The organism is Neobacillus drentensis (assembly GCF_036962125.1).
Lineage (GTDB): Bacteria > Bacillota > Bacilli > Bacillales > Cytobacillaceae > Neobacillus > Neobacillus drentensis_B.
Genome location: NZ_JBALOA010000001.1, coordinates 95655 through 108258, shown reverse-complemented (window position 1 = coordinate 108258; position 12604 = coordinate 95655). Strand labels below are relative to the sequence as shown.

Sequence of the window (12604 nt, the reverse complement as noted above, 5' to 3'; positions counted from 1 at the left end):
CTCTAAGTCTAGCAATCCGGTCTGAAACAGCAGAAAAGACCTTGACTGATGATTGCTACGCTGATTTTCTTTGTCGCATTGGCTCAGCTCACCTGACCTCTTGTTTAATGTGGCTTAAGGGCTACCCACAATTTTGGTTATTCTTTTCTCCGGTTTCGCTCATGTCGGTACCAGCAAGTAACAGCATTTTGGCAGAGGTGGCTTCTCTGACCCAGATGGGATTTATCATTGTGATGTTAATACAACCTATTGAAGATCAAAGTGCAAGATTTAGCTAAGAGAATAATTTTGATGATTAACAGAAGTAAAAAGAAGAATTATTTTACAAAGAGAGCAGCGGCTCCCAGTTGAAACTGATAAGCATGATAAAAAGCAACCTCATCTTACGCTCCAGGTAGGAGTAAAAGATGAGACTGCTTTTTTGTTTAATTAAGGGGAATATTGTAACACTTTGTAAGTAATGGTAAAATTTACTTATAAATGATTGATGGGGGTTTTTGAATGGGCTTTTTTACCGAATTACAGGATCATAGCGAAGTTAAATTATCTATTCTAGAGAAATATACTATACCCTGGATGAGGAAAATTATTTTAAATAGATTCGGGCCAAGGAGATGTTTGTTAATAGATGGATTTGCGGGTAAAGGAATATATGATAACGGTAAAAAAGGCTCTCCTCTAATAATGATAGAAGCAGCTATGGATTTTTATAATCAATCGGTTCAAAATAAATGGAGTGAACCAGGAATTTTTATCTTTCTTAATGAATGGGATCCGGAAAACCAAAAGTCCTTGATTTCAAATATTGAGAGATTAGGTTTTGAAACAATGGATAATAACTTGTTTTCGTCGTCAGATTATAAAACTATTACTATAGTTGTTGAGAATAAGACCTTCGAAGAATTCCTTACAGACATATTAAAAGGAATCAAATCCGGTAATTCCCTAATTCCTAGTTTTTGTTTTGTAGACCCATTTGGGTTTAGTTCCACTCCTTTCCGTCTGTTCAAAAAGTACTTAGAAAATGAGAATTCAGAACTATTAATAAACTTTATATATGAGCATACAAACAGATTTATCAGGCATCCAAATGAGAAAATTAGAGACCAGATATCTGATCATATGGGTTTAGTCAGTTTAGATCAACTATCTGAAAAAGTAGCTAATTTATCATCTATCGAACGAAAACAAATTATTATTGAAACTTACACAAGCAATATTTTAAATGAGACAGAAGCTATATATGTAAGACACTTTGATATAAAGAAGAATGGTAAAACTAAGATGATTCTATTCCACGTAACAAAAAATATTAATGGCTTAAAATTAATGAAGGAAACAATGTGGAAGCATGATGAAACTGGTCAATATGTATACAATGATAAAGAACAAATGGTACAGCTTGATTTTGATACCATTTTATCAAATGATAAAGAAGCGCATATAAAGCTCCTTAGTAAGCAAATTTTTAATAATTATACTGGATTGAAAAATATATCAATTGAAGAAATTGAGGCATTTACCTTAGTGGAATCTATATATCCAATTACTAATTTTACAAGGCCAGCACTAAAGATTTTAGAAGAAAAAGGTGTAATTAATAATTTTAAGGGACGATCCAAAGCAAAATCTTATCCGCCGGGTACTTTAATGGATTTTTCATAGAACACTTGTTCTATATCAGCCGTATTGGTATACTTAACCAAAGGAGGTATGAAAATGGCTGGAAATTCTAGCATTGAATGGACCGAAGTCACCTGGAATCCAATAACCGGTTGTAATAAGGTATCTCAAGGTTGCAAAAATTGCTATGCTGAACGAATGGCGAAACGGTTAGTTGCCATGGGAAATCCTAGATATAAAAATGGATTTAATGTTACACTTCATCCTGATTTACTTAAACTTCCTTATAAGTGGAAAAAGCCAAGAAAAGTCTTTGTGAACTCAATGTCTGACTTGTTCCATGAAGATGTTCCATTAGATTTTATTACAGAAATATTTAAAACAATAGTTGAGACACCGCAGCATACCTATCAAATATTAACTAAAAGATCCAAACGACTTAAAGAGTTGGCAAAATACTTGCCGTGGCCCCCAAATTTATGGATTGGAACTAGTGTTGAGAATGAAGAAACTGCGTTTCGCATTAATGATTTAAGAAATGTACCTGCACACATACGTTTTCTTTCTTGTGAACCTCTTATCGGTCCATTAAACTCTCTCAATCTTAGGGATATTCATTGGGTGATAGTAGGTGGAGAGTCTGGTCCAGGCTCGAGGCCTATGGAAAGTGAATGGGTAAGAATAATTCGTGACCAGTGTAAGGAACAGAAAGTAGCTTTCTTTTTTAAACAATGGGGTGGAGTACAAAAACACCGTTTTGGTAGAGAGTTAGATAATGAAACTTACGATGAATTTCCTAATCCATCCCATATTTGACTTTCCTACTAAGAAATTGTAAACTCACCAACACCAAGTGTGTTGCCACATACACTCCGCACACGTTGAGTGCGTCTCGCAGATAGTTTTAAAAGAAGCAGCAGACCCCAAATAGGGGATTCTGCTGCAATTTATTCCATTATTGGAGCTGAAAAGCGATAATGAATGACAGGAATTCCATCAGCGGTTACTTCAATTCGATTGATTAATCGATGTAAGATCTCGGGTGTTAATTCTTCAAAGTTTAAAAATTGAAGCAATTCTTGTTTTAACTTCTCGATGTTATCCGCCGTTTGTTCACTTTCCATTGCTGTTAAAAGTTCGTTCTTCTTTTTCGCTAACTCGTTAATTTCAATATTATTAGCTTCTACATTTTCACGGTATTCCTCTTGAGTAATGATCTCTTCGGCTAACAAATTGATGTATTTTCTTTTTCGGCCCTTAATGATCTCGAGTTGCTTGTCTATTTGCTCAAGTTGTTTTTGAAGGCTTTGCTTCGATTTTTTTGATTGAGCTTCTAGCTTCTTTAAATACTGCTCTTTATCAATTTGTTTCAATAACTCTTGGATGTCAGTTAGAACTGTAATTTTGAGTAAGTCCTCTCGAATGACATGATTACTGCAAGCCTTTTTACCATATCGGGCATAGCTTCCGCAAATATATCCTTCTCGATTACTCCTATACCACATTCCTGTACCGCAGTCTCTGCAAAAAAGGATGTTGGTAAATAGGTGCTTCTTAGGAGCTGTAATATACTTTGTTCTAATCTTCATTTGCTGCTGAACGGCATCAAACATATCGCGTGGAATTATTGCTTCATGAGCTTCGCTAACAATTATTTGTTTTTCTGATTCAACCTTTTTCCTCTTTTTACTTGTCACACTTACTGTAGTTGAACGATTCTGTACTAAGTCACCTACGTAGTGAGGGTTGGTAAGAATAAGCTTAATTGTTGAGTCATTCCATTTATCACTTGCATTCTTTTTGCCAGCTACATCAGCAGGTGTAGGGATGCCCTCATTGTATAATCGCTTTGCGATACTATCACGACCACTTCCAGCCAAGTACTCCTCAAAAATCCTCTTAACAATGTTTGGTGTGTTATCATCCCTAATATAGAGTTTTCCTTCTTTAACTTCATAACCAAACGGGGCGTTGGATCCTTTATAAAGTCCTTTTTTTGCTCTAGTTCGTAATGTCTCTTTTACCCGATTACTAGTGTTTTGTGACTCCTGTTCATACATCCACGCGTACAGGCCGAACATGTTCGTGTTACCGGTTAGAGTATTAATCGCATTATCTAAAGTAATGATATGGACTCCTTTAGTTTCGCAAAGGTTCTTGATTTTGTAGGATAATTCACCATTGCGTGCAAGGCGGGAAAGTTCTTTAGCTAAGATTACATCAAACTTTTTTTCTTCGGCATCTTGAATCATCTTTTGAAGATTTTTTCTTTTTGCAGTTGTCCCACTTTGAACATCAATATAAATATGGAAAATGTCCCAACCTTGCTCCTGAACATATCTGAAAAACAGTTCTTGCTGATATTTTAACAAAGCTTTTTGCTCTTCTTTGTCTGTCGAAACTCGAATATATATTGCACATCTCATACTTACATCAATTCCTTCATGAGTAATTTGAGATGTAGCAGTGTTTACCTGTTTTACATTATTAACAACCTTCTGTGGGTTTATTACATTGATGCAGTTTTTGTTAATGAGATCATGCTCAACAATGTTAGTTCTATTTGCAAGCATTTTTAAAACCTCCATCAAGAAGAACTAATTTAGTGTGGTATTTACTTAAGAATTCGATGAAGTAGAGAAGCTGCTCTACATCTCGACTAATTCTGTTGAGAGAATCTACAATAACAGTTTCAACTATTCCGTCTTCCACCATTTGGAGGATTTTTCGCATGCCTGGACGTTCACTAAATGGTTTTAAGCCAGATGTCTTAGCATCCACAATGAAACTAAATGAAAGAGAATTTTGTCTAGCATATTTTTCGCCTTTTAAATTCTGGGAGTTTAAGGATTCCCGGTCATTTGAACGAATATAAAACACAGTTTGATTATTTTTACTTGAGACCAGTTTCATACTATTTAAGCTCCTTTAATTCAATATGTGATGTATCAGTGATAGTCATCAAAACACTATGAGCATTAGAATGACTTTTATATTCGTAAATAGGTTTCATAAGTTGTTTAGGCAAGATATAGGGTGTATTTCCGATCATTACATTTGGTAGAATCTGTTCATTTTGTAAGTTTGAATGCTTAGGTGTTAATTGAGATTTAGAAGCTACCCTAATATAAATTATAGGTCTGAAAGGTCTAGGTCTAAATAGTGAATGAAACAATTTAATTTACCTCCTTTATTTAACTGATTACCTCGCATAAGTTCGTGGTTCTTCCAATGTAATGATTTGAATTCCATTAATCTCGCATTTTTCACTAAGTTTATTAAGCAGCTTCCTATTTCTTGATAATCTTGAGAAGCTAGTGGTTAAAATAGCCTCAAAAGAAGGGCTTATCTATACAGGAGAGAAGATCTTAATCTTTACTGAATCTGTTGATACACTTAAATACTTGGAGGAAAAGCTTTCGACAAGGGTTGGGCAAATAGCAAAGATTATCGGTAGTTATTCGATGGACGAACGAAGAAAGCAGGTCGATTTATTCCGTCAAAAAGCTCAAATCATGCTAGCAACAGATGCAGGTGGAGAATCTATTAACCTACAGTTCTGTAATCAGATGATTAACTATGATATCCCGTGGAATCCTAATCGTTTAGAGCAACGAATGGGCCGGATTCATCGTATTGGACAAAAAAATGAAGTATTTGTATTTAATCTTGTAGCGGCCAATACGCGTGAAGGTTACGTTATGACTCGTTTACTTGCTAAGTTAGAAACAATGAAAGAGGATTTAGGAAATGATTTAGTCTATAACTTTATGGGAGAATTACTTGAGGGTGATATCAATCTAGCGGAGTTAATGAAAGAAGCCATTTTAACCCGTGAAAAATTAGATGAAGTAATCTCAAAAATGGATAAAGGGATAAGCGAAGAACATAAAGAGTTATTACAAACAATGAACAAAATGCAATTTGATACGGATACTGTAGATATTAATGTAATGAAAAGCTCACAAATCGATATTAAAATTAACCGAGTGCCAAATCGAATGTACGTAGATCTTATGGATTATGCATTTGCGGAATCCAATGTAAAAGTATTCAGTAGTCAAGAAAATCGTATTAAACGAATTGAGCGATTCCCAAAACTTCTTCGTGATCAATTTGCCAAAGAAACTAGTTTAACTGATTCGTATCGTTATACAGGATTTGTTGAAGAAAGTAATGAAGACATTCAATATGTAACAAAATCCTATCCTTTATATTCTTTAGCAAAAAAAATACTTCATAAAACAAACGATCAGTTTGTATTCAAACGTTATTTATTTACGTATAACGTCCCGGAGCATTTAGAAGTTGATTTGTATCGTCTAGTATATAAAGATGGTATTGGAAAGGAATTGAAGAATCAACTGCTGTTTATCGCAAAACGTAAGGATGGGTCTGTTATAAAATTAAACTTATATTGGTTGGCACTTGAGAATTTCTCGGATACTGTAACGGAATTACCATTCATAGAACAACACATTTTGCAGAAATAAATTTTACAAATAGCAATCGCGGAAAAGAACCTACTAGAGAAAAAGCGAACTAGTCAGTTGAATCGAATGCATGATTACTTGGTGGAGACATTTCAGCAACAATATAATGAGGTATATGATCGTCTTTTACAATATCAATCTGATAATCTAGACAATAAAAATTCAGCACTTATCAATCAAATGAATGCGCAGCTAATAGATATTGAAGAACAGAAGAAAAAGCGGATAGATACTTTAAATAAGCAGCTAACAATTATTCTACAGCCACCTAAAAAGATAGCTCAGTTTGAATTAATTCCTAATGGTTCATCCTATCGTGTTATAGCATCTGATTATTACAATTTAGTTGCAGCCCATGAGAAAGCAAATGGTCGTAAGCTAATAACCATGTACGATAACTTAGGATTAGTTGATTTTTATAGTGAACGTTTTAATGGTGAAGAACGGTTTATCATCTTAACTGATAAGCAAGACTTTTTAATTAGTGAATCCCACCTAGAGGACTTGAATAATATTATCAACAAGACATATGTATATGTAATTCACGAGGACATTATTGAGGAAATAAAACTGAACATATTATAATATATAAAATTGTAAAGTACCATATACACAGATTCATCTGGGGTGTATTAATTTCTATGTCGAGATTTTTTTACAAAGAATATAGATGCAAAACTGTTTAACAAAACTTGATAAAAGAACTAATCCATAAAATATAAAGCAGATGGTCTTTTCATCTGCTTTATATTTATAAAGGTACTTGATTTATAGAACGCTAGCTTTGTATTGTTCAAATAGTTTTCAATTATCTACTAGTAAAGATTGTAATCTTATGTTTTCTTAAACTGCCTTAAATGCTTACAGAAAGAAATTAATGTGATGTAACAACTGATCTTTCATTAACTAGTGTTAGGAAGTCTAGAATCATTTCCGTAAATTCAAATTTCTCTTCTCCACTTTCCGTAAGATATCTTTCAGATTGTCTAATGTTTTCAAAAGTCATCATTGGCCAAAAATGCTCTAATGCTTTTGTTTTACTTATTCTTGTGTGTTGGTTAATTGTCACTTTTGCATCCTCTGTGTCAGAGAAGTTGATGCTTAGCCCATAACTTGAGAAGCAATCATTATGTAGGTAATTCTCTGGCTCTCGTTTACGCGTTAAGTATATCTTTATACCTTGTCGTTCTAATTCCTCTTTTGTCTCAGTATTCTTAATTGCTTCTGGAGTTCCTAAATCAGAGTCTAATAGAACACACCAAGGAATTTCAAATTGTTCAGCTAATTTTAAGGTTGACCATGCTTTTAAGTTACCACAGCCTCCTGTTGGTACTAATGCAAATCCTGCTTCATTTAAAGTGTATGGTATGACTCCACCTTCTTTAAGCTTTTCACATAGGTGTCTTATAAAGACTACATCTCCTTGTCCTTCAAGAAGTAATAATGCTTTAGTGTTTAAAGTAATAGGATCAGGTAAGATCCCTAAAGTGTCAACTATTTCCTTAAACACACTTTCCTCTCCACATTTTACAACTCTATTTCCATTATCCTTGGTAATAAATCTTAAACTCTCTAGTGGAAGTAGACTACCAAGAGCAGGAGTATGGGTTGTTAAAATAACTTGAGAATTGGTGTTATAAGCTAAATCCATAAATGCCTGCATTAGAATTTCTTGATGTTTAGGATGTTGTGATGTCTCCGGTTCCTCAAATGCGTAAATAACACTTTGTGAACTACTTTCGCTTAACTTACGCTCAACCTCAGCTCTAAAGAAGTTGAGTAAAATCAGTCTACGAACACCGCTCCCACGCTTGTTTATAGGAATATTATCATCGGAGTTAATAGATAACTTAAAAAGTGAATCGAATTTTGGTTCGGTTTTGAATTCAGGTATTAATGAGGAAGCAAGTTCGCTGTCCATCTCTTTAAGTTTTTCTAGAGTTCTTTCAGCGGTACTAATTGCCTTTTGCTTTACTTCTTCTTTTATTCTTTCTAATTCAGCGTTCAATTCCAGTAATGCTTGTTGTACGGCTAGTTTCATTGGGTCAGTAACTTCCTTGTCATCATCCTTACTAGGTCGGTCTGATTGAAATAAAGCATATATCGGGAGGTATTTCTCTAGTGAATCGTATATTTTCTTTGCGTTCTCCTTATCAACTTGAAGATCAGTCAGCTCTAGCTGGAGATTATCAATACTATGCCAGATAGCAGCGCGAATACTTGGATTTGAGTTTGCTTGATAAATATCAGATGGCAAATTAAGCCTACGGGCTAATGCTTTTAAATCTGTGTTTTTCAAATCTAATAAGTTATGGTACCCTTGTACACTTGGGTGGTTACATACTATAAAAGTAGTTGGTTTAGGCTTAGAAGAAGTGGCTTTAAAACATTTCTTGATTTCTAAATCACCTTGTGGATTAAGAAGAAATTCATTTGCTAAATTAGTTGGAGAAGAACTATCGAGAGTTATAATGTCTGGTAGATTATTAAAAATACAAGTAATTTCAATGGTATCTCCAACAGAATTTATACTTAGGTCTTCCCTTTCACAAGTTACGATACTATTATTAAAGAATATTTCAAGAGCTTCTAATACGGTAGACTTACCTGCATCATTTTTACCAATAAAGGCGGTTAGATTCTCAAAGTTAATAGTTCTTTCATCGCTAAATCCTCTGAAGTTTTTAATTTTAATACTTTTTAATTTCATAATGTTGCTCCCTTTCCCATTAATTTATTTATTTTAGATAATTCGACAACTACCTACAATTTCCTTCAAATTTCCTAATTCGGCCCTAATGAATTGGAAAAGAAACAAAAAATACTTTACGATATTATCATGATAATTTGGAAATAGGTTTCATATAAAATAGTCTCAACACTATATGTTTAGGAATATATCACATCTAAAATGTTGATAGTTAGGAATTAAGAGGTGGATAGATGGATACTGAGATATATCTTGTTAGACACGCTCATTCTGTTTTCACATTAGAAAAACGAGAGAGTTATCTGAAAAAGGTTGCGTAATGTGGAAAGGGTTATCGAAATACTTGTAAAAGAGAACATTGAACACATTGTTTCTAGTTTATATGTAAGAGCAAGACAGACAGTAGAAGGTTTATCAAAGAATATTCATAAGGCAATAGAATTAGATACACGTTTTAGAGAAAGAGATTTAGCAGCACTTAAATATCCCGGTGGGGAATCCAATAGCGAAGTTCAAGAATGTGGGATAAATGGGTTAAGAGATGTTGTTTCAAATATAAGGGAAAAAGAGTGGCCATAGGGATACTTGGTAATATCATGACTTGCACACTTAAATATGTTGATGAAAAGTATGATTTTGAGTTTTGGTACAAAACTACAAAACCGGATATATACAAACTAACAATTGATAATGAATATAATTTAGTTGATTTAAAGAGACTATGGAAACAAGAGCGCCTAGAACATTCAAAAGGTTAATTCACCGCACTTTTTGCACTCAATGTGAATAATAGTACTCTCTAGCAACCTACTGCCGGCATGATGTAATGAGGCGGTCGCTTGGCTGCAGTTAGCATGTAACTAAAAAATAGAAATTTTCCTATTAAATAAACTTCGTGAAAAAAGCGGAGGGGGAAATCTATATTTAACTCGGAAAAAAGCCCGAATAACGTGGTCGTTTTTATGAAAAACTGGGGAAAAAGCGTGGAAAAGAGTGCACTTTATTTTAACGGCGAACGGTAGAATGCGGGTTTGAGGAGTGTAAAAAAGGATAGGTAGTTTATTTGAATGCACGGCATAATATGATTTAAGAACGGAGTCCGAATAGAGGAGTTCGTTCTCTTTTTATTGAATGTATAAAGATAGAATATATTATTCTTTGCTCTAGAGGTGTTGATATGTCAATAGTAATAATAGGACTTATTGCATTAGCAGTTGTTGGTGCAATAAATTATGAAAAGATAATAACTGAAATTCAGTTTAGAAGATGGAAAAAGAAAATTGAGGGTATTCACAATTATGATTCTGATGTTGTTCGTGAGAACCTCAATAATATTGCCCATCAGTCTTTTTCTCTTTCTGGAGAAAAACTACCTTACGGTCGTGCAAAATGGTTTGTAAATAGTAATTCTACTCTCAGGAAAATTATTGATGCCGACGATCTTGAATTTTACGGATACTCCCCAATCAGAAGCATTGAAGAACTGGAATTTAAAGAGTATGGTATCTTACTAACTCAAGAGGGGATTTTTGCAAGCTATCAAGCAGTTGAGACGGATAAGAAAAAAGGGAAAAAGGAAAAAAGTATAACAATTTTAAAAGTCTTACCATTTGCAGGTCTTTGGAAAGTTAAGTATATTCCAGAACAAAAGGTAATTAAGTTCTACTATTCCAGAAGGAAGATTCAAAATCTTCACGTTGATGGTAATGAACAATACGCTCAAGCTTTAGTGCTAACTATCACCTCGCTTATTAATACTGGATATACAAATGATATTGAAACAGGCTTCATCAAAGAAAAAATGCAAGCTGATTTTGATAAATATGAAAAGGACTTGATGACACCAGGTGTTATTGCGCAATCAATAGGTGCTATGGGGGCGGTTTTTGCTAACGTTGATCCACACTTTCATGGGGAAGTTTTAAATGGGGTTGTTAACAATCCTCAAGGACATGGATTTGCTGCTGAATATGCTAATGATTTAATGGACAAAGTTAAGCATCCGTTTTTGAAAGTACAAAGAGTAGGGCAAGACAATGCCAAGGATGGTGCTGATCGTGTTGTTGGTTCAACAAAAATTCAAACAAAATATTTATCTAGCGCGAAAAACTCTGTAAACTTTGCGTTTAAGTCAAAAGCTGATGGAGGAGAATACAGATATGGCGGTATGCAACTAGAAGTTCCTAAGGAACAATATAATGAAGCGATTGAGCTAATGAAAAGGAAAATAGCTGATGGGAAGGTTCCAGGACATTCAAATCCAAAAGATGCATACAAGATAATTAGAAAAGGACATGTTACTTGGACTGAATCTAAACTGATTGCTAAGGGTGGCAATCTTACTTCATTAAAATACGATGCACTTGACGGAGTTGTTCAAACCTTGCCAGTTGCAGGTATAAGTTTTGCTATTTTGTTCGCACAAGCAAAATGGTCTGGTGCTGAAACAAAAGATGCTGCTGTTATGGCAGCAAAAGCTGGAGTTAAAACTTTAGTAATGGGAACGGTAGTTTATGCGGGTTCGCAGCAGATTGCAAAAATTATGACTGCTAGGATCGCTTCACAAACGGGTAAGAAAATCATGGCGGAAACAGTGGCTAAACATTCCGGTATGGTTATTTCATTCGGTATAGTTATGGTGCCTAATATCTTCAATTCCCTGACAGGAAGAATTTCAAGTCAACAGTTATTAAAGAACACTCTAGTGGCAGGAGGTGGTTTTCTGGCAGCAATTGGTGCAAGTGCAGGTGCGGGCGCTTTGTTAGGCTCTAAAATTCCTGGTGCGGGAAAAGTTGTCGGTACTGTAGTGGGTGCAGTTGCCGGAGTTGCTGGTGGAATTGCTGGAACAATTGGTTCTAAGAAAGTCCTTGACCACTTCATTCAAGATGACAGAATTGAAATGTTCGCTCAATTAAAAGAAGAGTTTATTGATATAGTAATGTCAATTAGTTTGACGGATGCTGAATTTACTGAAATTCAAGAATTCGTGTTTAATAAGTCTTTGGAATCTAAATTAAAAGATATGTATAAAGCAAGCAACGATTTAGGCAGTCGCAGATATGCAAGAGAAAAAATAGTGGAAGATACAGTAGAACAAATAATTAGACAACGTTCGAAGATAGACGAGTCTGAATTGATTGAAGGCGTTGAAATTGCTACTAGGAAGTTTTTTGTAGCGGGATAGTGTTTGCTACTTTTTATCGATAAACATCACTGGTTGCTACGAGTGATGTTTTTTTACTAATTACGGTTTGTTAAAATTGCTAGTGAGAGTTGAACACTAGCCTTTATAATAAACCCACCAGCACTCTTGTGTTGTCACATACATTCTAGCCATATAGAAGTCGTGACGGGTTTGGAATTGAAGTTGTAGCCTCGCAATAAACCGCATTCATAATTAACCTTTTGCAAGTCATAAAAAAGTTTTCCGAATGCGGGAGAAAAAGCAAGAAAAAACGAGACCAATCACACGAAAGACTGACCGAAGATCATGAAAGACCTTCGGTCTTTTTGCGTAGTAAATAGTCAGACAGAGGTAAAGCAGTGTTCTACCGTAACCCTTTGTCTCAATCTTGATTCTGTTTTGTGGTAGTGACATAAGCGATAGATGGGATGTCAACGGATGGTGAATTCTTTGTCAAAGAGTGGTACAAAAGATGGCAAGGGTGGTAAAAACATGGCTCGTAACAGCAATTATGAGCGGTTTTTCCCATTTGAAGAAAAATGTAATATAATGTTATATAATGTAATTATTTCTCAAGAATGAAAGGAGTAACAA

10 protein-coding genes are annotated in these 12604 nt (G+C 34.6%); 7 read left to right on the top strand and 3 right to left on the bottom strand.

Features of this window, described 5'->3' with window-relative positions:
- Nucleotides 1-501: 501 nt before the first annotated feature.
- Together tcmP and V7121_RS00480 are read left to right on the top strand one after the other, a co-directional pair.
- Entirely contained in the window at nucleotides 502-1665 is a 1164-nt protein-coding gene (gene tcmP, locus V7121_RS00485; protein WP_335545368.1) for a three-Cys-motif partner protein TcmP, read from the top strand.
- A gap of 54 nt (nucleotides 1666-1719) precedes the next feature.
- Nucleotides 1720-2439, top strand: coding sequence for a DUF5131 family protein (locus V7121_RS00480; protein ID WP_335545366.1), 720 nt, complete (start codon nucleotides 1720-1722; stop codon nucleotides 2437-2439).
- Between the two features lie 131 nt (nucleotides 2440-2570).
- On the opposite strand, the gene V7121_RS00475 is transcribed toward V7121_RS00480, so the two are convergent.
- Nucleotides 2571-4196 (bottom strand): recombinase family protein, encoded by a 1626-nt coding sequence (locus V7121_RS00475; protein WP_335545365.1) that lies wholly within the window; start codon nucleotides 4194-4196, stop codon nucleotides 2571-2573.
- Entirely contained in the window at nucleotides 4183-4536 is a 354-nt protein-coding gene (locus V7121_RS00470) for a recombinase family protein (protein WP_335545363.1), read from the bottom strand. Before V7121_RS00470 ends, V7121_RS00475 begins: the two co-directional genes overlap by 14 nt.
- A gap of 404 nt (nucleotides 4537-4940) precedes the next feature.
- On the opposite strand from V7121_RS00470, the gene V7121_RS00465 reads away from it, so the two are divergent.
- Nucleotides 4941-6116 (top strand): helicase-related protein, encoded by a 1176-nt coding sequence (locus V7121_RS00465; protein ID WP_335545361.1) that lies wholly within the window; start codon nucleotides 4941-4943, stop codon nucleotides 6114-6116.
- A gap of 57 nt (nucleotides 6117-6173) precedes the next feature.
- Entirely contained in the window at nucleotides 6174-6701 is a 528-nt protein-coding gene (locus tag V7121_RS00460) for a hypothetical protein (RefSeq protein ID WP_335545359.1), read from the top strand.
- Between the two features lie 289 nt (nucleotides 6702-6990).
- On the opposite strand, the gene V7121_RS00455 is transcribed toward V7121_RS00460, so the two are convergent.
- Entirely contained in the window at nucleotides 6991-8826 is a 1836-nt protein-coding gene (locus V7121_RS00455) for an AAA family ATPase (RefSeq protein WP_335545357.1), read from the bottom strand.
- A 321-nt stretch (nucleotides 8827-9147) separates the two neighbouring features.
- Between V7121_RS00455 and V7121_RS00450 the strand changes: the two genes are divergently transcribed.
- The 3 genes from V7121_RS00450 (at nucleotide 9148) to V7121_RS00440 (ending at nucleotide 12592) form a co-directional block, all read left to right on the top strand.
- On the top strand, nucleotides 9148-9405 hold the full coding sequence (locus V7121_RS00450; RefSeq protein ID WP_335545355.1) for a histidine phosphatase family protein: 258 nt from the start codon (nucleotides 9148-9150) through the stop codon (nucleotides 9403-9405).
- Nucleotides 9406-10003: 598 nt separating this feature from the next.
- A complete protein-coding gene (locus V7121_RS00445; protein ID WP_335545354.1) occupies nucleotides 10004-12010 on the top strand; it encodes a hypothetical protein in 2007 nt (668 codons plus the stop codon).
- Nucleotides 12011-12448: 438 nt separating this feature from the next.
- On the top strand, nucleotides 12449-12592 hold the full coding sequence (locus tag V7121_RS00440) for a hypothetical protein (protein ID WP_335545352.1): 144 nt from the start codon (nucleotides 12449-12451) through the stop codon (nucleotides 12590-12592).
- Nucleotides 12593-12604: the final 12 nt, after the last annotated feature.